Origin of the sequence: Streptococcus mitis, assembly GCF_013305725.1 — a bacterium.
Taxonomy (GTDB): Bacteria; Bacillota; Bacilli; order Lactobacillales; family Streptococcaceae; genus Streptococcus; species Streptococcus mitis_BO.
Genome location: NZ_CP047883.1, coordinates 590,920 through 615,320, shown reverse-complemented (window position 1 = coordinate 615,320; position 24,401 = coordinate 590,920). Strand labels below are relative to the sequence as shown.

The following is a 24,401-nucleotide window of genomic DNA, read 5'->3' as shown; positions in this document are numbered from 1 at the left end:
TGGTCTAATGACCCCAAGACTTTGCAAGGGGTAAGTGAGGTTCGCTCACAATAAACTATTATACTAGAAAATATTTTTTTACGCAAGTAAAAACAGCGAAATAAAAAAAGAAGATGACGAATCATCTTCTCAAAAACTATGAGTTTTTAGTCTTCTTTTTTCTTGCGAGCAAGAAGTCCAAATCCACCTAGGGCTCCAAGAAGTCCAAGTGCTGCTAGGCTAGCATTAGCTTCTGTACCTGTGTTAGGCAATTCTTTTTGACCTTCAACATATTTAGGTGTTTCTTGTTTAGAAGGTTGACCTGGTTTAACAGGTTTTTCTACTTCCTTAGGATTTGGAACATAGTTAATTGGTGTATCCTCACCTGGGTTAGTTGGGACACTTGGTACTTCATAACCTTTAGTTGGATCGTTTGGATCTACTGGTTTCAACGGATTACCATCTTTATCCTTAGGTGTGTAGCCTGGGACGTATGGAAGAACTGGTTTGTCGTTACCTGGTTTGGTTGGATCTGTTGGATCATTTGGATACTTGATTGGGTCTGTTGGTTGGCCTGGGATGTTTGGTACCCATGAACCTAGTGGTTTGTAAACATAAGTTACTGTTGAACCGTCTTTTCCAATCTTACCTTTTGCTTCTCCTTCAACACGAACAAGTAGGTTTCCTGGAATAACTTTTCCAGTTGTTGTGTACTCATCGCCTACTTTTCCTTCTGTTGTTTCTGAAGGGATTAAATCTTTGCCTTTTTCATCTACATATTTAACTACTAGTTTAGCTTTGTTTGCTACGTAGTTAATTACTGTATCTTGACTTGGATCTGTTGGGATGTTTGGTACTACATATCCTTTTGATGGATCCTTCGGATCAACTGGTTTAAGTGGGTTGCCATCTTTATCTTCTGGAGTGAATCCTGGAACGTATGGTAACACTTCTGTTGGTTGTCCTGGTTTTGTTGGATCCTGTGGGTCATTTGGATACTTGATTGGAGTTGTTGGTTGACCTGGGATGTTTGGAATCCATGATCCGATTGGTTTGTACACGTATGTTACTGTTGAACCATCTGTGCCAATCTTACCTTTAGCATCTCCATCTACACGAACAAGTAGGTGTCCTGGAATAACTTTTCCAGTTGTTGTGTACTCATCTCCTACTTTTCCTTCTGTTGTTTCTGAAGGGATTAAGTCTTTTCCTTTTTCATCTACATATTTAACTACTAGTTTAGCTTTGTTCGCTACGTAGTTAATTACTGTATCTTGACTTGGATCTGTTGGGATGTTTGGTACTACATATCCTTTTGTTGGATCTGTTGGATCAACTGGTTTAAGTGGGTTGCCATCTTTATCTTCTGGAGTGAATCCTGGTACGTATGGTAACACTTCTGTTGGTTGACCTGGTTTTGTTGGATCTGCTGGATCGTTTGGATACTTAATTGGGCTTGTTGGTTGTCCTGGGATATTTGGAATCCATGATCCGATTGGTTTGTACACATATGTTACTGTTGAACCATCTGTGCCAATCTTACCTTTAGCTTCTCCTTCAACACGAACAAGTAGGTATCCTGGAATAACTTTTCCAGTTGTTGTGTACTCATCTCCTACTTTTCCTTCTGTTGTTTCTGAAGGGATTAAGTCTTTGCCTTTTTCATCTACATATTTAACTACTAGTTTAGCTTTGTTTGCTACGTAGTTAATTACTGTATCTTGACTTGGATCTGTTGGGATGTTTGGTACTACATATCCTTTTGATGGATCTTTCGGATCAACTGGTTTAAGCGGGTTGCCATCTTTATCTTCTGGAGTGAATCCTGGTACGTATGGTAACACTTCTGTTGGTTGTCCTGGTTTTGTTGGATCTTGTGGGTCATTTGGATACTTGATTGGAGTTGTTGGTTGACCTGGGATGTTTGGAATCCATGATCCGATTGGTTTGTACACGTATGTTACTGTTGAACCGTCTTTTCCAATCTTACCTTTTGCTTCTCCTTCAACACGAACAAGTAGGTGTCCTGGAATAACTTTTCCAGTTGTTGTGTACTCATCGCCTACTTTTCCTTCTGTTGTTTCTGAAGGGATTAAATCTTTGCCTTTTTCATCTACATATTTAACTACTAGTTTAGCTTTGTTCGCTACGTAGTTAATTACTGTATCTTGACTTGGATCTGTTGGGATGTTTGGCACTACATATCCTTTTGATGGATCTTTCGGATCAACTGGTTTAAGTGGGTTGCCATCTTTATCCTTAGGTGTGTAGCCTGGGACGTATGGTACTACTTCTGTTGGTTGTCCTGGTTTTGTTGGATCTGTTGGATCATTTGGATACTTGATTGGGTTAGTTGGTTGACCTGGGATATTTGGAATCCATGATCCGATTGGTTTGTACACGTATGTTACTGTTGAACCATCTGTGCCAATCTTACCTTTAGCATCTCCATCTACACGAACAAGTAGGTGTCCTGGAATAACTTTTCCAGTTGTTGTGTACTCATCTCCTACTTTTCCTTCTGTTGTTTCTGAAGGGATTAAGTCTTTTCCTTTTTCATCTACATATTTAACTACTAGTTTAGCTTTGTTCGCTACGTAGTTAATTACTGTATCTTGACTTGGATCTGTTGGGATGTTTGGTACTACATATCCTTTTGTTGGATCTGTTGGATCAACTGGTTTAAGTGGGTTGCCATCTTTATCTTCTGGAGTGAATCCTGGAACGTGTGGTAACACTTCTGTTGGTTGTCCTGGTTTTGTTGGATCTTGTGGGTCATTTGGATACTTGATTGGGTTAGTTGGTTGACCTGGGATATTTGGAATCCATGATCCGATTGGTTTGTAAGTTACTACTTCTGTAGTATTTTTTGAATCTGCAGTTACATTTACTACAGGAACACTTACTTTATCAGCTAAGTATCCTTTAACTACTGGTGATTTAACTTCTGCTAAGTCTTGAGCTTGTGTCCAGTCTCCGTATGTAACTTCTCCTGTAACTAAGTTGACCTTAGCTTCACGAGTGAATTTAGCCTCTTGTGTTACTGTTTTCGGAGTTCCATCTTCGTTTAATACTGGAGTTCCATCTTCGTATACGTATGTGATTGTACGTGTGACAGTTTTGTTTAGATCTTTTTCTTCCAAGCCAGCTGGATATTTAGGTCCATCTGGGTTGTTTGGATCCACTGGAGTTCCTGGTGTTTTCGGTTGGTCTGGTGTTACTGTAACTTCTTTAGCTTTAAGCGTTACTTTGAACTCTTGATCTGTATCTTTATCTTTATCGAACTTACCACCTTCTGGATATGTATTAGATACTAATTCATATCCTTTGTTTTCAAGTTCTTTGATTTTCGCTTTTACATCAGCCTCTTTTGTAAGTGGTGTATCTGAGTCGCCTTCTTCAGTAATAGCGTCAACACCTGGAATTGGATTTCCTTTTTCATCTACGAATGTTGTTTTCGCTTTTTGCGTATCTTTTACGTAGTTGATTGGTGTGTCTTGACTTGGATCTGTTGGAAGATTTGGTACTTCGTATCCTTTTGTTGGATCTGTTGGATCTACTGGTTTAAGTGGATTTCCATCTTTATCCTTCGGTGTGAATCCTGGTACGTATGGTAATGTTTCTGTTGGTTTACCTGGTTTTGTTGGATCATCTGGATTATTTGGATATTTGATTGGGTTTGTTGGTTGTCCTGGGATGTTTGGAATCCATGATCCGATTGGTTTGTATGTTACTACTTCCGTAATATCTTTTGAATCTCCAGTTACATTTACTACTGGAACACTTGCTTTATCAGCTAAGAAACCTGTTACTACTGGTGAATTAACTTCAGCTAAATCTTTAGCTTCTGACCAATCTCCGTATGTAACTTCTCCTGTAACTAAGTTTACTTTTGCTTCACGTGTGAATTTAGCTTCTTGTGTTACTGTTTTTGGTGTTCCATCTTCATTTAATACTGGAGTTCCATCTTCGTACACATAAGTGATTGTACGTGTAACAGTTTTGTTTAGATCTTTCTCTTCCAAGCCAGCTGGGTATTTAGGTCCGTCTGGGTTGTTTGGATCTACTGGAGTTCCTGGTGTTTTTGGTTGATCTGGTGTTACTGTAACTTCTTTTTGTTTAAGTATTACTTTGAACTCTTGATCTGTATCTTTATCCGTATCGAACTTACCACCTTCTGGGTATGTATTAGATACTAATTCATATCCTTTGTTTTCAAGTTCTGCGATTTTAGCTTTAACATCAGCTTCTTTTGTTAATGGAGTTTCTGATCCACCTTGTTCTGTAATTTCAGCTACTCCTGGAATTGCATTTCCTTTTTCGTCTACGAATGTTGTTTTCGCTTTTTGGATTGCTGTATATTTAACAACATATTCGTAATCTTCATCTGTAGCTGTTGTTGCTTGTACTGGAACTTTTTCTACACTTGCGATGTAACCTTCTTTTTGAGGTACTGCAAGTTCTGGAAGATCAGTGCTTTGTCCATCAGTTCCTTTCCAGTTAATATAAACTGGTCTGTCATTAGAGTTAATTACCGCTTTACCTTCTGCAGTTAACTTGATTGAACCTGTGTAGCTGACAGTTTGTTTTTGTGATGGGAATACTTCTGTACCCGCTAAGCCTGCAACATTATCAGCGTATACAAATTTAATTGTACGGTTTACTTCTTCTACTTTTGTTTTCTTAACATAATTATACTCTGCTGGGGTAACAAATGCAGATCCATTTATACCTTTAGCTTTTAATTCTTCTTCAGAATATAAATCTCTTGCTCTTGTCTTCGTAACACTTAGTGTTCCTTTTACGTTCTCAGGAGGAAGATCTGCAAGAATGTATTCTTCTCCATTAACTTCTTTAACTAAGTCTACGTGATCATTACTTACATCATATTTGTTTCCAAGCACATTAGTATAATCTTTTGAACCATCTTCACTTAAAGGAATATTCCCCGTATATCTTGTTGGTTCGAAACCTATAACTTTACCTGTCAATAAATCTTTGAACGTTCTAACAACAGCTCCTGTTGGCGGCTCACCTTGAACTTTACCGTCACCATTAACATTCCAACCGTTTGGCACTGTAGTTGTAACGTCTTCTTTTTCACCGTTAACAGATTCTCCACCTGATACAGTAAGAGTTGCTGCAGTTTTATCGTTTCCTACATAACCTTGTTTAATTAATCCATTTTCATAAGTAATATTAGAATATTCACTTGTTAAAGTTTTGTCTTTTATTACTTTTTCAATACCTAAAGATTGTAAAGGCATAGAAACGACAGAACCTTCTTGAATAGAACCTTCTGTAACTGTAAGTTCTAACTCAGTTGGTGAGATTAATCGAGGCGTTAATGTGAACCCACTATCACGACCATCATTAAGAATCCAAACATTGTTTTCATTAGCTTTTACGTTAGCCCAACGACTAGCAGGACGATATGTAATACTATCTCCTTTATTAGGCTTAATAGTAGACGCTGTATTTAATCCATTTACAAAGCTAGAACTTCCTTCAAGTTCTTTAAATTCAGTAAAATTTGCATTTGGAAGTTTAATAGTAAATTTAGATCCTACTCCATAACGAACATCTGAATCAGTTCTTAATACGATTGAATCACTTCTACTTTTTAGCTCATTGTTAAGGTAGTTCAATCCATTATTTTCACTTAGTGATGCACTAGTACCTTGTTTTTGATAGCTAGCTTTCTGTCCTTTTCTTGTATAAGTATGTTCAAGAACTGTTCGCCCATCAATTTTAATAGTTGCAGTATAAGGGGTATCTTTTGAAATTTCTGGTGCTAAATATCCATTACCCGATAAATTACTCGCTCCAAACGACACATTCGGATAGTTTTTTACTTTGTCATTCCACTCGATGTTATAAGTATATGTACCAGTTTCGTTAGCTACCGGTGGTTGCTCAGCAACACGTTGATCATAAGTCATACCACGTTGTGTACGTTGCGCCCAATATGGTACAGATTTATTGTTATTATTTCCTGTTGAAGTTTTAAAATCGATAGATTTAACTACCCCTACTGTAACTCCATCAGATGCTTTGATTGCAGTACCTACTGCCAAACCACTACCCAACTCAGCTAAGTTAGTTAGTTCAATTTTTGTAATTGAACCTGCTTTAAGTGTTGATGTACTAATAACAGTATCAATCCCCCATCCTGTAGGAGCCGTATTATCTGCATTCATATCAACATAAGCGTTTGTTACAGCTTTAACTGTTTCTCCATCTTTAAAAACATCTTTACCTGTAATTTTTGACGCAGTAGCAGCTAATACCGATTCTACTTTACCTGCATGGCCAGCACGTTTCATTTCAGCATAAACTGCTTCAATGGCAGCAGAAAGACGGTTCACTTGGGCTACCATCTGATCTTTAGAAGCATCAGATGAAAGTAAACCTTTAGACGCTACTGCTTCAAGCTTCACTGCAGCAATTGCAGCTGACAATTTTTGTTTAGATGCATCATCTTTCACTTCTTTATCTGAGAAGTTTGAGGCTACTGTGCCCATAACATCAGCTTCTGAAGTCAATTGAGTAAGAACTGTCTTCACTTCATCTTGTGCTTTTTCTGTTGCAGCTTTTTCAGGTGTTTCTTTGTCAGTTTTTTCTTTAGCTACTTCTTTTTTGTCAGCTTGCCCTTTATCAGATTTTTCTGTTGCAGCTTTATCGGTAACTTCTTTTTCTGCTACAGGTTTAGCTTCAGTTTTAGCATCTTCTTTAACTTCAGGTTTTTCATCTGCTTTTACAGCATCAATCTTTAATTCTGGAAGTTCCTCAACAACTGGTGTTGTTATGGCTGAATCAGTTTTCTGTTTATCAGAATTTGTAACTTCTGGAGTTTTTGTAGAAGCAGTACTTGTCTCATCAGCTTTAACAGCATTTGCTCCTAAAAGAAGAGCAGTTCCCAATAGAACACTAGCGGCACCAAAGCTATACTTACGAATAGAAAAGCGCTGAGCTCTTCTACCATGGTATTTCTCCATTCTTGAATACATTTTTTCTCCTTTTTTATATATATGTTTATTTAGAATAAGGTTGGAGTTCTTCATATTCCCTGCCTTTCCTGCTAAAGAACACCTTCTTTAACGAAACAACAACACAATATTCATGAGCCAATTTTACCATACATTTTTACAACTAGTCAACCAAAACGCTATATATATTCTCGTTTTTTGTACCCAAAGTTCAAAAAAAGAAGGGATTCACCTTCTTTTTATTATAATAACTTTTTTATTTTATTTTTACGGTTTGATACGGTGCAACATACGTGGGAATGGAATGGCTTCACGGATGTGTTTTGTTCCTGCTGCGAAAGTTACCATACGCTCGATACCGATACCGAATCCTCCGTGTGGTACAGTACCGTATTTACGAAGGTCAAGGTAGAATTCATACTCTGTACGATCCATGCCAAGTTCGTCCATCTTAGCAACTAATGCATCGTAGTCTTCCTCACGCATAGATCCACCGATGATTTCTCCATAACCTTCTGGAGCAAGCAAGTCTGCACAAAGCACGCGCTCTGGATTTCCAGGAACTGGTTTCATGTAGAAGGCCTTGATAGCTGCTGGGTAGTTCATGACAAATGTTGGCACACCAAAGTGGTTTGAAATCCAAGTTTCGTGTGGTGAACCAAAGTCATCACCATGCTCAAGATGCTCATAGTCAGCATCTTCATCATTTTCATGCTCTTGCAAGAGGTCAATGGCTTGATCGTAAGTGATGCGTTTGAAGGGCTCTGCAATGTAGCGTTTCAAGAGTTCTGTATCACGTTCCAAGGTTTCCAAAGCTTGAGGCGCACGGTCAAGAACACCTTGAAGAAGAGCTTTCACATAAGCTTCTTGCAAGTCAAGTGATTCATCGTGTGTTAAGTATGAGTACTCTGCGTCCATCATCCAGAACTCAGTCAAGTGACGACGTGTTTTTGATTTTTCAGCACGGAATACTGGACCAAAGTCAAAGACACGACCAAGAGCCATAGCACCTGCTTCTAGGTAAAGCTGACCTGATTGGCTCAAGTAGGCGGGAGTTCCGAAGTAGTCTGTTTCAAAGAGTTCTGTTGAATCTTCTGCCGCATTTCCTGAAAGGATTGGGCTATCAAACTTCATGAAGCCGTTCTTATCAAAGAACTCATAAGTTGCATAGATGATCGCGTTACGGATTTGCATCACCGCTACTTGCTTACGAGAGCGAAGCCACAAGTGACGGTTGTCCATCAAGAAGTCTGTTCCGTGTTCTTTTGGGGTGATTGGGTAGTCTTGAGATTCACCGATCACTTCGATGTCTGTAATGTCCAATTCATAGCCAAACTTAGAACGTTCGTCTTCTTTGACAATTCCTGTCACATAAACAGACGTTTCTTGGCTCAAGCGTTTGATGACATCAAACTTCTCAATCCCCACTTCTTCACCAAATTTTTCTACAAAGTTTGGTTTAAAGGCCACACCTTGGAAGAAGGCTGTTCCATCACGCAATTGCAAGAAGGCGATTTTCCCTTTTCCTGATTTGTTGGCAACCCAAGCGCCAATCGTCACTTCTTGACCAACATGGTCTTTTACATCAATAATCGTTACACGTTTTGTCATTATTTTTCCTTTTCTTTTATCTTTCCATAAATGCTTTCAAGCGTTTAACTGCTTCTTTAAGCGTGTCTAGGTCTGTCGCATAGCTGAGGCGGACATTTTCTGGCGCTCCAAACCCTGCTCCTGTTATGAGTGCCAAACCAACTTCCTCAAGAATAGCTGTTGTAAAGTCAGTCACATCCGTATAACCTTTCATCTCCATGGCTTTTTTAACATTTGGGAAGAGGTAGAAGGCTCCTTGTGGCTTAACGACTTCAAAACCAGGGACCTCACATAATAGCGGATAAATGGTATTGAGACGCTCCTCAAAAGCTTGACGCATGATATCGACAGAATCCTGTGGTCCTGTTAAGGCTTCAATAGCCGCATATTGAGAAACAGATGTCAAATTTGAAGTTGTTTGTCCCGTCAATTTACTCATAGCTGCAATGATTTCAGGATCACCTACCGCATAACCAACTCGCCAACCCGTCATGGCATAGGCCTTAGATACACCGTTGATAACAATAGTTTGCTTACGAATCGCTTCTGATAGACTTGAGATTGCAACAAATTCATTTCCATTATAAACAAGGCGACCGTATATATCATCTGCTAAAATCAGAATGTCATGCTCAACTGCCCAATTTCCGATAGCTAGTAATTCTTCACGAGTATAGACCATACCAGTCGGATTAGATGGTGAATTGAGAACCAAAACCTTTGTCTTATCTGTCCTAACTAGTTCTAGTTGATCCACCGTGACTTTAAAATCATTGTCTTCTTTAGCTTGAACAAAGACTGGAATCCCTTCTGCCATCTTGACCTGATCTCCATAACTAACCCAGTATGGAGTTGGAATAATAACCTCATCTAAAGGATTGATTACAGCCATAAAGAAAGTATAGAGGGAGAACTTGGCACCTGTAGCAAAGGTAACCTCGTTACTTGCGACAGAATAGCCATAGTAGCGCTCGAAGTAGGTATTCACCGCAGCTTTTAATTCTGGTAGGCCTGAAGCTACTGTATAGAAGGAAGCCTGTCCTTCTCGAATAGCTTTAACTGCTGCATCCTGAATATTTTCAGGAGTGTGAAAATCTGGTTGTCCCAAGGTCAAGAAAAGGACATCCTTACCTTGAGCTTTTAATTTTTTTGCTCTCGCATCACTAGCTAAAGTAACACTTTCTTCCATTTCTAAAACACGCTTGGATAGTTTCATAAGCCCTCCTTATTGACCAATGCTCCTGTTTCAAAATCTACTAGATAAAAATCGGAGCCTGACTTGACTTCCCAGATTGGCTTGTCTTGATAACGACCAAAGGTAATCTTGTCAATCTCGCCAGCTCCTTTTTCCTTAGAAAGAGCTTCTGCTTTTTCTTGTGGAATACCCTGATTTAGCTGATAAACGTAAATCTTATGGTCATCTTTACCAATCAGGACAGCAAGTGATTCTTGCTGTTTGTTATGACCAAGAACACTGTAGTAAGATTCCAAGCCATTGTATAAATCAACCTGATCAACCTGCTCTAATCCTGCATACTGCTGAGCTAATTTTTCTCCTTCACTTTTAGCTGTTTGATAGGGTTTCATGCCGAGAGAAACCAGATACAGAAAGGAAGCACTGATAACCACAAACAAAATCGTCATCCCTAGACCATACTGCCACAGTAGATTATTTTTTGCTTTGTTTTGTCTTTTTTTCACTCGTCTATTTTACCATCTATTGGGCTTTATTACAAGTGAATGCAAGAACAAACCTATATTATTTCTTCCTTCAAAGCAAACCGATTTTTCTTATTTAAAACCGAGTAAGAAAAGTAAAGACACAAGCAAAATCAAGATATTAAAAAACTTGAGCTTTGGCACTCAAGTTTTCCTAATTTTTTTTGATTTATGGAATCACTTTATCATCCATTCTTTTAGCCATTTTTCCTAAAAAGACAGGCAGTAGAAGGCTAATCAAGACTAAAAAGAATCCTAGATAAAGAAATGTTATCACAAAGCCTAAATTGTCAATCAACCACCCTGTCATTGGAAAGAACACAATCATACTAAGGCTAAACATCATAGAGTAGACACTTAGCATGGTTGCCCTTACTTCACTTGGGAGCCGATCTTGCAAATCATTGTCAAAAATCGGCTGAAAAAGAGCATATAGAGCATTACTAATCAAATAAATCAAAATATAGATTAGAGGTGTTCCAAAGTAGGACAGCAGGTAGGTAACTCCAGTCAGCAGGACGAGAATAGGGAAAATCTTCAAGGCGGCATATTTCCTTCCAATCTTACTTGCTAGATAGACTGCAACGATATTCAAGAGACTTCCAAGTAGCATAACTGCTGAAATTTGCCAACTACTTAAATCTGGTAACTGATTTTGATAGTAAAAATAAAACATACACATGAGTGTACCAACAATCTGAGACAAAATCATCCAGTTGAAGAGCATGGGATTTCTCTCCAACTCTTCCTTAACAGTCCAAATAATCTGTTTCATGGTCACACTATCAGTTTTTTCTACCTTGACACTGGGTTCTTTCAGCATCCAAATCAAGACAAGAACTATGATAGAAGTGGCAATCATGATATAGTAGGTCAGGTGCAATTGACCATGGACAAAAAATCCCGCCAACACTGTCCCCAAAGACCGAGTTCCTTCTGCTACTCCTGACATGAAACTTGAAATGGATAGATAGCGTTCTTTTAGTCCAGCCTCTACAGCCGAGTCATAGACCATTGCTGCGCTTGTTCCTGAATCAAAATTATAAGACAAGGCACTCACCACCATTGCTAGTGCATAAATCCAAAAATTTCCCTGACCAGCCAACATGAGAATAGAAGACATAATTCCTGCTATACGACTTAAATAAAGGTTGGTTTTATAGGAATAACGATCAGCCAACATTCCAGATGGAATTTCACAGAGAAGACTGGTCGTATGAAAAATACTTTCCAGAAGTCCAATCTGCCAAAGAGACATTCCGTTTTGACTGAGAAAGAGAATCCAAAAGCTGGTAATTCCTAAAAAAGCAAAAAATTCAACTCCGGCCATCAGGCCAATATTTTTCCGATAATTTCTTATTAACATTTTTTCTCCTTAACAAGTGTATTATTATTTCTTTTGTCCGTCACTTGTTAATCTGTGCCTTACATGATCTCCACCCCTTTTAGAAGCATTCTTCAATGCCATTATTTTCGTTTAATTGTTTATGAAATGATACCGGAAAAACTGTTTTGTAGTTTCTATTGCGAGTTTTCTCGTTTATTTTAGCACTTATATCATCATATTACAAGAGAATATTGGAATCCTCCTATAAAATCAAATTAAACCCGTAATCTAAGATAAACAGTTCTTACTTTTTCAGTAGCAAGTAACTAGGAATTCTGCAATTTTATAATTCTCAAATAAACTCTGAGCAGATTTCTTGCAAGTCCTTTTGTTTTGTTGTAATATATTTTATAACAACGAGAAACTTCTCGGAAATTTAAGAAAAAGGAGACACATCATGTCTAAAAAAGTATTATTTATCGTCGGATCACTACGTCAAGGTTCTTTCAACCACCAAATGGCTCTCGAAGCTGAGAAAGTACTTGCTGGTAAAGCAGAGGTTAGCTACCTTGATTATTCAGCCCTTCCTCTCTTCAGCCAAGATTTGGAAGTTCCAACACATCCAGCTGTAGCGGCTGCTCGTGAAGCAGTTCTCGCTGCGGATGCCATCTGGATCTTCTCGCCAGTCTACAACTTTTCTATCCCTGGAACAGTGAAAAACTTGCTTGACTGGCTATCTCGTGCCCTTGACTTATCTGATACACGTGGCGCTTCTGCTCTTCAAGACAAGTTTGTCACCGTATCATCTGTAGCCAATGCAGGCCACGATCAACTTTTCGCTATCTACAAAGACCTCTTGCCATTTATCCGGACACAAATCGTTGGTGACTTTACTGCTGCACGTGTTAATGACTCTGCTTGGGCAGACGGAAAATTGATTCTCGAAGAATCAGTCCTAAATTCACTTGAAAAACAAGCTCAAGACTTGCTTGCAGCAGTTCAGTAAAAAATAGAGAATTTTAAGAAGTCTAAATCAATTATCGCCACCTCATAGGGTGGCTTTTTTAGACTCTATCAAGATTCTCAGACAAACATCACCCATCCAAAAAAACCTTGAGCGTTACCACTCAAGGTTTTTAGCAGTCTTTTCCATCATGGAAAATCGTTCTAAGAATATTCTTTCATTCGAGATCTATCACTTATCATCTTCTTTCGAGAAATTAGTGACTGCTTTTGGCCGATTAATCTTCTTTTCTTCGTCCTACATATAGGCTCAATAGAATACCGCTACCTAAAAGAACAGAGATATAATCAGATTGGCTTCCAGTTTCAGGTAATTTGTCCCCATGTTTTTCTTTACCTGTAGTTGGTGCTACTGGGTTAGAAGTTAATGGTGTTACCGGTTGAACTGGTACATTTGAATTTGGTTGTGTTGGAACTTCAGGAATGTTTGAAGTTGGTTTGTCATTGACTTCTGGCATACCAGGTACTCCGCCATTAAATTCTGGAATTTCATGAACTGGAGGTGTTGGCATTCCTGGAACTTCTGGATTAGGAAGTTCATTGACTTCTGGCATACCTGGCACACCACCATTGAATTCTGGCAATTCATGAACTTCTGGCATACCTGGCACACCACCATTGAATTCTGGCAATTCATGAACTTCTGGCATTCCTGGAACACCACCGTTGAATTCTGGCAATTCATGAACTGGTGGTTCTGGCATTGCAAACGTTGGTCTTTCTGGCACATTACGTGTTGGAGGAACTGGTTTGTCATTTGATGGTGTTACTGGTTTGTCTTGGCAACCACATTTACCATCTTTGCCATCTTTACCGTCACGTCCATCGCGACCATCTTTGCCATCTTTAATAACTGTTTTTGTCACAGTTCCGTCAGAATTGATGATTGTGATTGTATGACTACCATCACCATTATCTTCAACAGAAACTTTTGGTGATTTACCATCTTTACCGTCTTTAATCACCATTTCTGTCTTACTTCCATCTGGATTAATAATTGTAACAACGTGAGTTCCATCGTTATTATTTTTAACAGTTACAGTTGGTGAAACGCCATCTTTACCGTCTTTACCATCTTTGATAATAGATTTGTATTGACGACCATCAGAATCTACGATTGTTAATGTGTGAGTTCCATCTCCGTTATCTACGATATTCGCTTTTGGTGATTTACCATCAAAGATTGTAGTTGTAGTTTCTTTACCATCAGCTCCTGTCACTTTAATAGTGTGTGAACCATTGTTGTTATCAATCACTTCAAGTTTTGGTTCTTTACCATCACGAACTGTAGTTGTTGTAGTTGTACCGTCTGAGTTCACAACTGTGATAGTGTGAGTTCCATCTCCATTATCTACAACCTTAGCAGTTGGTGATTTACCGTCACGAACTGTGGTTTCAGAAACAGTACCATTACCGTTTTCTACACGAATTGTGTAAGTACCATCATGGTTGTCAGTAACAGTCGCTACTGGTGATTTACCATCTTTAATGATTGTTTCAGTAGTTGTGCCGTCACCATTTAGAACTGAGATCTTATGAGTTCCATTTTGTTCATCAGTTATAGTCACTTTTGGTGATTTACCATCACGTACTGTTGTTTCAGTTGTCACACCTTCTGGATTTGTAATAACGATTGTATGACTTCCGTCTCCATTATCACGAACAGATGCGGTTGGAGTACGTCCGTCAACACCGTCACGTCCATTTTTCACAACAAACTCATTCTTAGTTCCGTCTGGGTTAGTGATTGTTACTCTGTGGCTTCCATCTGGGTTTTCTGTTGTTGTTGCTGTTGCAGCTTTACCATCTTTACCATCTTTGATGATAGCATTCGTAACATTGCCATCTCCATCCGTAACTTTAACAGTGTGAGTTCCATCGTTGTTATCAGTCACTTCAACTTTTGGAGTCTTACCATCTTTACCATTCTTAACAACTGTTTCTTTAGTTGTTCCATCTGGATTTGTTACAGTAATTGTGTGACTTCCATCTGGATTTTCTGTTGTAGTGATATTGGCAGTTTTACCGTCTTTACCATCTTTAACTTTAGTTGTTGATTCAGAACCATCAGGGTTTCTAACAGTAATAGAGTGTGTTCCATCTCCATTGTCCGTTACATTTACAACTGGTGATTTACCGTCTGCTCCATTAGCTCCGTTTTCACCTTTTTCACCTTTTTCACCTTTTTCACCTTTTTCACCTTTTTCACCGGCTACTCCTTGAGGTCCACGGATATTACCAATCTTGTTCCAAGAACCATTTTCTTTCTTGTAAACATCACCTGTATTGGCGTCGATATAAGTATCACCGTCTTTACCATCATTAGCAGTTGGGGCAGTAACTCCACTTAGTAATTCAGCACCGTTACGTCCATTTGTACCAGAAGCTCCATCTGTACCATTACGTCCATTTGTACCATTCAAGATATCTCTTGTACCAATTAATTCATCCACACCTGGATCGTATTTACCGTTACCATTATTATCATAGTATGCTGTAATACGAGTACCATTTACTGGTTGTGAATCTGTTGCATCTGTAGTTGTTGGTTGTACTGTTTCTGATGACTCAGTTGCACTTCTATCTTCATCTGGTAATGCTCTTCTATTTCTTGTACTTCTTGATGTTCCAGAAGGTTGTGAATTAGAAGTTGATCCAGCACCTCTTCTAACTGCTTCCACCAATGCATTTAAGTCAATAAATGGTGTACGTCCATCTTTACCATTCTTACCATCTTTGACAGTGAAGGTTACTGGATCTTTACCTGGTGTTGTGATAGTTACAAGAGTGCTTTGGCCATCTTGTCCACGTTGAGTAGTGATTGTAGGAGTTTGTCCATCCTGACCGGTTGCACCAGTTTCTCCCTTAGCACCATCTTGAACAAAGACTGTAGTTGGTTGTGAACCATCATGGTTATCCACCGTGATTTCTACACCTTTATGACCTTCTTCATCCTTACGAACAGCTGTTACCGTTGGAGAGACACCGTCCACTCCGTCTTTAATAACTGCTAGAGGTTTTTCTGGGTTCAATGGTTGACCTGGATGTGCTGGATCTTCTTGGTAAACTTTAGTTTCTTTACCATCTTTGACAGTAAGTAATGATTTACCATCACGTCCGTCCGCACCTTTAGCACCATCTTTAATCATTTCAGAACCTAGAAGTTCATCAGTTCCTGGAGTGTACTTACCATCATTGTTTTCATCAGTATAGAATGTCACAATTGTATGAGATGGATTTCCGTTTTGTCCTTCAACACGAAGCAAATCAACTTTTGGAGTTTTACCGTTCAGACCATTTTCACCGTTCTTAACATTTACTGTAACTGGATCTTTACCTGGAACAGTGAATGTAATGTCGGTACTATGACCATCTTTACCTGGAGTTACAGTTACTTCTGGAGTCTTACCATCTTCTCCACGTTCACCTTTATCACCCTTAGGTCCCTTGATGTTGCCTTCTTTATCCCAGTTGCCGTTATTCTTAACGAAGACGTCACCTGTTTCTGTATTGACGTATTTATCGCCGTCTTTACCTTCTGTTGTTGGATCAACTTTGCCGTTCAATACGTCTTTTCCGTCGCGTCCATCACGGCCGTCACGACCTGCTGCGCCATCACGTCCATCGCGTCCTGGTAAACCTTGAGCTCCATCCGCACCTTTAGGTCCTTGCGCTCCTTCTGCACCTTTATCACCCTTAGGTCCCTTGATGTTACCTTCTTTTTCCCATGTGCCGTTATTCTTAACGAAAACGTCACCTGTTTCTGTGTTAACGTATTTATCGCCGTCTTTACCTTCTGTTGTTGGATCAACTTTGCCGTTCAATACGTCTTTTCCGTCGCGTCCATCACGGCCGTCACGACCTGCTGCGCCATCACGTCCGTCGCGTCCTGGTAAACCTTGAGCTCCATCCGCACCTTTAGGTCCTTGCGCTCCTTCTGCACCTTTATCACCCTTAGGTCCCTTGATGTTACCTTCTTTTTCCCATGTGCCGTTATTCTTAACGAAAACGTCACCTGTTTCTGTGTTAACGTATTTATCGCCGTCTTTACCTTCTGTTGTTGGATCAACTTTGCCGTTCAATACGTCTTTTCCGTCGCGTCCATCACGGCCGTCACGACCTGCTGCGCCATCACGTCCATCGCGTCCTGGTAAACCTTGAGCTCCATCCGCACCTTTAGGTCCTTGCGCTCCTTCTGCACCTTTATCACCCTTAGGTCCCTTGATGTTACCTTCTTTTTCCCATGTGCCGTTATTCTTAACGAAAACGTCACCTGTTTCTGTGTTAACGTATTTATCGCCGTCTTTACCTTCTGTTGTTGGATCAACTTTGCCGTTCAATACGTCTTTTCCGTCGCGTCCTGGTAAACCTTGAGCTCCATCCGCACCTTTAGGTCCTTGCGCTCCTTCTGCACCTTTATCACCCTTAGGTCCCTTGATGTTACCTTCTTTTTCCCATGTGCCGTTATTCTTAACGAAAACGTCACCTGTTTCTGTGTTAACGTATTTATCGCCGTCTTTACCTTCTGTTGTTGGATCAACTTTGCCATTCAATACGTCTTTTCCGTCGCGTCCATCACGGCCGTCACGACCTGCTACGCCATCACGTCCATCGCGTCCTGGTAAACCTTGAGCTCCATCCGCACCTTTAGGTCCTTGCGCTCCTTCTGCACCTTTATCACCCTTAGGTCCCTTGATGTTACCTTCTTTTTCCCATGTGCCGTTATTCTTAACGAAAACGTCACCTGTTTCTGTGTTAACGTATTTATCGCCGTCTTTACCTTCTGTTGTTGGATCAACTTTGCCGTTCAATACGTCTTTTCCGTCGCGTCCATCACGGCCGTCACGACCTGCTGCGCCATCACGTCCATCGCGTCCTGGTAAACCTTGAGCTCCATCCGCACCTTTAGGTCCTTGCGCTCCTTCTGCACCTTTATCACCCTTAGGTCCCTTGATGTTACCTTCTTTTTCCCATGTGCCGTTATTCTTAACGAAAACGTCACCTGTTTCTGTGTTAACGTATTTATCGCCGTCTTTACCTTCTGTTGTTGGATCAACTTTGCCGTTCAATACGTCTTTTCCGTCGCGTCCATCACGGCCGTCACGACCTGCTGCGCCATCACGTCCGTCGCGTCCTGGTAAACCTTGAGCTCCATCCGCACCTTTAGGTCCTTGCGCTCCTTCTGCACCTTTATCACCCTTAGGTCCCTTGATGTTACCTTCTTTTTCCCATGTGCCGTTATTCTTAACGAAAACGTCACCTGTTTCTGTGTTAACGTATTTATCGCCGTCTTTACCTTCTGTTGTTGGATCAACTTTGCCGTTCAATACGTCTTTTCCGTCGCGTCCATCACGGCCGTCACGACCTGCTGCGCCATCACGTCCGTCGCGTCCTGGTAAACCTTGAGCTCCATCCGCACCTTTAGGTCCTTGCGCTCCTTCTGCACCTTTATCACCCTTAGGTCCCTTGATGTTACCTTCTTTTTCCCATGTGCCGTTATTCTTAACGAAAACGTCACCTGTTTCTGTGTTAACGTATTTATCGCCGTCTTTACCTTCTGTTGTTGGATCAACTTTGCCATTCAATACGTCTTTTCCGTCGCGTCCATCACGGCCGTCACGACCTGCTGCACCATCACGTCCGTCGCGTCCCGCTGGTCCTGGTACACCTTCACGTCCGTCACGTCCTGCAGGTCCTTGCGCTCCATCACGTCCTTGAAGACCTTGAACACCCTGTTCACCCTTAGGTCCTTGTAGCCCTTGTGGTCCTTGTGGTCCTGCAACTCCGGCTTCACCTTTTAGACCTTGAGGTCCACGAATGTTACCAATCTTATCCCAAGTTCCGTTTTCTTTCTTATAAACGTCACCTGTAGTTGCATCGATATAAGTGTCACCATCTTTACCATCATTTGATGTTGGTGGTTTAGGTCCACTTAATAGTTCAGCACCATTACGTCCGGCTGCACCTGCTGCACCATTGGCACCGTCTGTACCATTATAAATTGGTTGTTTAGCAATTAATTCATCTATACCTTCATCGTATCGACCATTACCATTGTTATCAAAGTACGCTGTAATAAGAGTACCTTCTCTTGGTTTTTCTGCTGGTGCTGTAGATGGGGCGTCTGCTAAAGCTCTTCTTACTCTTCCGCTTCTTTGATTGTTTAATCTTGCTGCTGCTTCAGCTAAGGCATTTAAGTCGATGGTTGGTGTACGTCCATCTTTACCATCTTTAATGTTAACTGTTACAGGTTCTTCACCAGGAATAGTAAATGTAATATCAGTACTACGGCCGTCTGCTCCACGAGCAGTTGTGATTTTTGGAGTTTTTCCGTCACGTCCCGCTGCTCCTGTTTCACCACGGTCTCCACGTTCTCCTTTTTCACCTTGCGCTCCGGTTAGACCACGTTCTCCTTGGTCTCCTTTTTCACCTTTGGCACCATCTGCAATGACAACTTCTTTTAGTTTTGTATCTCCTGCATCAAATTCGTTGTTGTCATTTTGATCATAATAGAAGATAACAGTTGTTGTTTTATCGGCTTCATTTCGTTGAGTAGCAACTAATGGGCTTGCTCCATCGAAACCATCTCTTACAACAGTACTTGTAACATTACCTCTACCGTCGTTAATAGTGATAGTGTGAGTACCGTCTTCTTTATTATCTTTAACGGTTACGGTTGGAGTTACACCGTCACGACCTGCCTGACCTTGGTCTCCTTTTTCACCTTTGGCACCTTGTGCTCCGGTTAGACCGCGTTCACCTTGGTCTCCTTTTTCACCTTTAGCACCTTGTGCTCCAGTTAGACCGCGTTCGCCTCGGTCCCCTTTTTCACCTTTAGCACCTTGTGCTCCAGTTAGACCGCGTTCACCTTGGTCTCCTTTTTCACCTTTAGCACCTTGTGCCCCAGTGAGACCGCGTTCGCCTCGGTCCCCTTTTTCACCTTTAGCACCTTGTGCTCCAGTTAGACCGCGTTCACCTTGGTCTCCTTTTTCACCTTTAGCACCTTGTGCCCCAGTGAGACCGCGTTCACCTTGGTCTCCTTTTTCACCTTTAGCACCTTGTGCCCCAGTGAGACCGCGTTCGCCTCGGTCCCCTTTTTCACCTTTAGCACCTTGTGCTCCAGTTAGACCGCGTTCGCCTCGGTCTCCTTTTTCACCTTTAGCACCTTGTGCTCCAGTCAGACCGCGTTCACCTTGGTCTCCTTTTTCACCTTTAGCACCTTGTGCTCCAGTCAGACCGCGTTCACCTTGGTCTCCTTTTTCACCTTTAGCACCTTGTGCTCCGGTTAGACCGCGTTCGCCTCGGTCTCCTTTTTCACCTTTGGCACCTTGGGCTCCAGTGAGACCACGTTCGCCTTGATCCCCTTTTTCACCTTTGGCACCTTGGGCTCCAGTGAGACCACGTTCGCCTTGGTCCCCTTTTTCACCCTTGGCTCCATCTTTAATAGCAATTTTTTGAACAAGTTCGTCTACGCCCTCAGTATAAACACCGTTTCCATCGTTATCAAGATAGAAAGTGAGGTTATTTGTATCACCAACTTTATTTTGATCAACACGTGGTTTTACTGTATCGATTAGCTCTTTAGCCACACCAATTTGCATAATACGTGGCTTAGCTTCTTTAGTAACAGAATTACTAATTGGCAATCCTAAAAGTGTTTCGTTACCAAATCGATGGACTTTATAGGTAATTTGACGTTGTCCTTTTTCACCTTCTCGAACTAATCTGGTTTGACCTTCTGGTAACTTAGTAGTTGGAAGATAGACAGTTTGGAAGTCAATGTCTTCTGAAACAGTCTTGTTATTAGTACCACCATAAGGGTTTGCATCCAAGTATAGTGGGTTTGCTCTATAATAATAGTTAGAGTTACTGTATGGGTCATTGCTAGTAGCGGCACCACCACCACCTTGGTCCACGTTAAAAGTAACAGGTTTCAAACGTACAGACAAGTCACCATTTGGATTAATGATAGGCAAACTAAATCTGATTGTTTGTTCCACGTTAGTTGAAGTTGCAGAGGTCATACTGTATCCTGAGTGAGATACAAAGTTGGCACCCTGGCTAATAGGTTTTGATTGTTCTCTCAATCTAGGGGTTGTGATAGTCGCATTTGAAGGATTTCCAAATCCATCCCCTTTATCCAAGATAAAGTTATTATTAACAAATTCACCTGGACCAGAGTATTTAATTGTGAAATTCAATCTATTACCTTGACGTACTGTTGTTACATCGTAATGAATTGAATTACCACCACGTGAGTTCCCGTAGCCACGGAAACTATAGCTACGACCACCTTGGCTGATATCTGAAAATGCAACTGTATTTCCAGAACCTGAGACAATTGGGTTGGCTGGATTGCTAGCCGCTCTAAAGCCACTATGCCCTTTATCTAAGTCTTCCTTACGGATAGCTGGATTTTGGCGAGCATCAGAAAGGCTCAAACCTGGTTTCAAGATTTCATTAGTAGCTGCTGGAGCTGAAGTTGTTTCTACTTTGGCAGCTGTGCTAGTTGGCAAAACAGCGCTATCAACAGCTGAACGATCAGTTGTTGCAGCTGGTTTAGCTTCTTCTTTGGCTTCTGCCGCGTCAGCTTTCTTCGCTACAGGCGTTTCTGATACAGTTCCTTTGTTAGAGTTAGAACGAAGTTCTAGACCAATAATAGCTGATTGAATAGATGACTCTGCTACTGATAATTCAGCTTCAGTTGCATCTGCTTTTCCAAGCAAGCTTTGACCAGCTTGGATACTTGCTTGCAAGTTAGCAGCACTTGCTTCTGTATATAACTTGCTTTCTAATTTTTTAGCACGCGAAAGAGCTGTTAACAATTTTGACTTGTCAACAGCATCTTGATGCGTTACTTCTTCTTTTTTATCTTTTACTTCTTCAACTTTTTCTGCTGGCGCTTTAGCTTCATCAGATTTAGCTGGAGTCGTTTCTACTGGGTTCGCAACAGTTGGAGCTGCATAAGTTGTTTCTTTTTTAGGTGTAGAAACTTCTGCTGGTTTAGTAGCTTCATCTACCTTATCAACAGAGACACTATTAGTTGCCTCAGGATGTTGTTCCTCTGCTTGTACTGATTGCGCATTAGCGGCAGTTCCCAATACTAAGGCTGTACCGAGCAAGACACTAGCTGCACCAAAGTGATACTTACGAATAGAGTATCGTTGTTGCATGCTATACCAGTCAAATGATTTCTTATGTGAATGTTTCATTTTAAACTCCTAGATAGTATTTTATAATTTCTAATGTACAACTATTTGATATATAAATCAATATTATCCAAGGAATTACTATATCATATTTCTGTCTATAAAAGCCTTTTATTATATTCTATTTTTTTGAATTATCAGAACGTTTTTTTGATTCTAACATTTTTGTTATATTAAGGCAAAAATGTGATATAATGTTTTTAAGGAGGATAATATCCGTATGAGAAACCTTTTATCCACAAAAGATCAAAGACAATTACGCTTAATGGAAACCCTAATTCAACATCGCGATTGGTTGAAATTACATGAACTTGCCGACAAGTTAGGATGTACAGAACGAATCTTAAAAAGTGATTTAAATGAATTACGTCTTGCCTTTCCATCTATTGACATCCAATCTTCTGTTAACGGAATCATGATAGATTTAGAAGTTAACACTAGTTTAGAAGATGTTTATCAATATTTTCTTGCTAATTCTCAATCTTTTCAATTACTAGAGTATATGTTCTTCAATGAGGGGCTACCTATTTATCGAACAATAGAAAATCTTCACTCTAGTAATGCCAACCTCTATCGATTGGGCAGAAATATTACAAAGATTCTTTCATCTCAGTTTCAAATTGAATTATCTTTTACTCCATCCGAGATACGTGGAAATGAGATCGATATTCGTTACTTTTTTGCCCAATACTTTTCTGAGCGCTATTATTTCCTTGATTGGCCTTTTCCTGACCTTCCTGAAGAGGATTTAACAGAGTTTGCTGACTTCTTCTATAAAATTACGAATTATCCAATGCGATTTTCAATTTATAGAATGTACAAACTAATGATAGCTATCAGTATTTACCGCATCAAAAATGGTCATTTCATCGACTTACCAAATCATTTCTTTGATGAATACTATCCTATTTTAGCAAGCATTCCAAACTTTGAGGAGATACTTGTCCATTTTTCTGAAAAACTGGGACTGGAAATCACTCCAGATATCATCGCACAAATTTTTATTTCCTTTATTCAAAACAATCTTTTCTTAGATCCTCAAGAGTTCTTTAATTCATTAGAAGAAAACAGTGAAGCAAGATACTCTTATCAATTACTGAGTCAAATATTAGAACGCCTATCAAAACAATATAAGATTACCTTTACCAACCACGATGAGCTGATTTGGCATTTACACAACACTGCTTTCTTTGCAAGACAGGAAATCTTTTCTACCCCAATCTTATTTGAACAAAAAGCATTGACGATTAAAAATTTCGAAGTTTACTTCCCAGACTTTATGAAGAGTGCGCGTCAAGAACTGGCTCAATACCGTCAAGCAATTGGACAGCATGACCATCCTGAACAGTTGGAACACTTGATGTACACCATCTTAACCCATGCTGAAAACCTCTCTACTCAGTTGTTAGAAAATCGACCACCTATCAAGGTTTTGATTATCAGTAACTTTGACCACGCCCTATCACTTACTTTAAAGGATATGCTTACATACTATTGTAACAATCGATTCACCTTTGATACTTGGGATGAATTGGAAACAAGCCCTGAGATTTTAAATCAGACAGACTACGATATCATTGTGTCTAATTTCTATATTCCAGGAATTACCAAGAAGTTTATTTGCCGAAACCATCTGTCAATCATGAATTTGGTTAATCATCTTAACTGTTTATCAAATGAGATTCATATATCCAATACTTTATAAGCTAGAAAAAAGTCAGCATAATCGTGCTGACTTTTTCTCTTATCTGATTTCTATACTTCCTTTACAAAAACCAATTCCTGTGGCTGGGACAGGTCTTCTCGGTAGTTAAATCCTGCAAATCTTAAGCGACGAGCTTCTTCCACCGTTTGTACTTGATTTTCTATCAGGACTGTCAGGAAGGTACCACGCGCTTTCTTGGAAATGGTTGAGTGAATCTTCAGCTGACCACCTCTATCCTCCATGAATTTGAAGGTCACCATTTTTTCTCTGATTTCCTTAGAAAATACAGTCTCAAACTCCGATGACAAGAGGGAGAAAATCACTTCTTCCTGCTTCAGAGCCTCATCATAGGCTACCTTCCAATGACTCTTTAAAGTCTTACCAGCGACTTTTAACTTCATCAAAAAGTCCAAACGGTGAGGCGCCATAGGTGACAAGGCTGAAACGACTCCGTACAAAGCCGAGGTAATAAAGACATGATTTTCAAGATAGGCTTGTTCTGCCTCGGTCAATTTATCTCGCTTGATGTGGCGGTACATCAGCCCATCAAAAAGTTTCAAGGCTGGGTAGTGTTGAGCAGTCTGCCTTTTCAAAACTTGGATATTTTGAAATTCTTCCGCCGCCTTTTCAGCTGATACCTTGTAAAAACTCTCCAATTGACTAGCAGAATAGAGAGCCAAGGCATCAAGCACGGCCTGACTTTCTGGCTTTAAAGGAGTGGCTTCAATACTTGGCAAATCTGTGTTCATTTCTTTTGCTGTTGGGATTAAAATTTTCATATTAATAGTGTAGCATATTTTTTAGCCACTACCAAGAAATTCATCTGAAAAGAGATTTGGGAAAAAAGGCATTAAAATTAA

General features: G+C 40.2%; 9 protein-coding genes. 2 read left to right on the top strand and 7 right to left on the bottom strand.

Features of this window, described 5'->3' with window-relative positions; genetic code table 11:
• Positions 1-146: 146 nt before the first annotated feature.
• From M594_RS03075 to M594_RS03055, 5 genes are all read right to left on the bottom strand, one after another.
• Entirely contained in the window at positions 147-6,989 is a 6,843-nt protein-coding gene (locus M594_RS03075) for a MucBP domain-containing protein (protein ID WP_173875929.1), read from the bottom strand.
• 246 nt (positions 6,990-7,235) lie between these two features.
• A complete protein-coding gene (asnS, locus tag M594_RS03070) occupies positions 7,236-8,579 on the bottom strand; it encodes an asparagine--tRNA ligase (protein WP_419991825.1) in 1,344 nt (447 codons plus the stop codon).
• 16 nt (positions 8,580-8,595) lie between these two features.
• Entirely contained in the window at positions 8,596-9,774 is a 1,179-nt protein-coding gene (locus M594_RS03065; protein WP_173875928.1) for a pyridoxal phosphate-dependent aminotransferase, read from the bottom strand.
• A complete protein-coding gene (locus M594_RS03060; RefSeq protein ID WP_173875927.1) occupies positions 9,771-10,259 on the bottom strand; it encodes a DUF5590 domain-containing protein in 489 nt (162 codons plus the stop codon). Before M594_RS03060 ends, M594_RS03065 begins: the two co-directional genes overlap by 4 nt.
• Positions 10,260-10,446: 187 nt before the next feature.
• Positions 10,447-11,643, bottom strand: coding sequence for an MFS transporter (locus M594_RS03055; protein ID WP_173875926.1), 1,197 nt, complete (start codon positions 11,641-11,643; stop codon positions 10,447-10,449).
• 418 nt (positions 11,644-12,061) lie between these two features.
• On the opposite strand from M594_RS03055, the gene M594_RS03050 reads away from it, so the two are divergent.
• Positions 12,062-12,610, top strand: a complete 549-nt coding sequence (locus M594_RS03050) for an NADPH-dependent FMN reductase (RefSeq protein WP_173875925.1) — start codon at positions 12,062-12,064, stop codon at positions 12,608-12,610.
• A 235-nt stretch (positions 12,611-12,845) separates the two neighbouring features.
• Here the strand turns inward: M594_RS03050 and M594_RS03045 are convergent, their stop codons facing one another.
• Positions 12,846-21,839: an SIALI-17 repeat-containing surface protein gene (locus M594_RS03045; protein WP_173875924.1), complete on the bottom strand. Its 8,994-nt coding sequence runs from the start codon at positions 21,837-21,839 to the stop codon at positions 12,846-12,848.
• Positions 21,840-22,056: 217 nt separating this feature from the next.
• Here M594_RS03045 and M594_RS03040 point away from each other — a divergent pair, with 217 nt between their 5' ends.
• Positions 22,057-23,541 carry a M protein trans-acting positive regulator PRD domain-containing protein gene (locus tag M594_RS03040; RefSeq protein ID WP_173875923.1) on the top strand — a complete coding sequence of 495 codons (1,485 nt, stop codon included), beginning with the start codon at positions 22,057-22,059 and terminating at the stop codon, positions 23,539-23,541.
• Positions 23,542-23,591: 50 nt separating this feature from the next.
• Here M594_RS03040 and yaaA read toward each other — a convergent pair whose 3' ends face one another.
• Complete coding sequence (yaaA, locus tag M594_RS03035; RefSeq protein ID WP_173875922.1) at positions 23,592-24,320, bottom strand: peroxide stress protein YaaA; 729 nt, start codon at positions 24,318-24,320, stop codon at positions 23,592-23,594.
• Between the last annotated feature and the right edge of the window lie 81 nt (positions 24,321-24,401).

Bases quoted from the DNA above. Each gene is read 5' to 3' on its own strand.
- M594_RS03075 (WP_173875929.1), bottom strand. From the start codon at position 6,989: ATGTATTCAAGAATGGAGAAATACCATGGTAGAAGAGCTCAGCGCTTT.
- M594_RS03065 (WP_173875928.1), bottom strand. From the start codon at position 9,774: ATGAAACTATCCAAGCGTGTTTTAGAAATGGAAGAAAGTGTTACTTTA.
- M594_RS03050 (WP_173875925.1), top strand. From the start codon at position 12,062: ATGTCTAAAAAAGTATTATTTATCGTCGGATCACTACGTCAAGGTTCT.
- M594_RS03045 (WP_173875924.1), bottom strand. From the start codon at position 21,839: ATGAAACATTCACATAAGAAATCATTTGACTGGTATAGCATGCAACAA.
- M594_RS03040 (WP_173875923.1), top strand. From the start codon at position 22,057: ATGAGAAACCTTTTATCCACAAAAGATCAAAGACAATTACGCTTAATG.
- M594_RS03055 (WP_173875926.1), bottom strand. From the start codon at position 11,643: ATGTTAATAAGAAATTATCGGAAAAATATTGGCCTGATGGCCGGAGTT.
- asnS (WP_419991825.1), bottom strand. From the start codon at position 8,579: ATGACAAAACGTGTAACGATTATTGATGTAAAAGACCATGTTGGTCAA.
- yaaA (WP_173875922.1), bottom strand. From the start codon at position 24,320: ATGAAAATTTTAATCCCAACAGCAAAAGAAATGAACACAGATTTGCCA.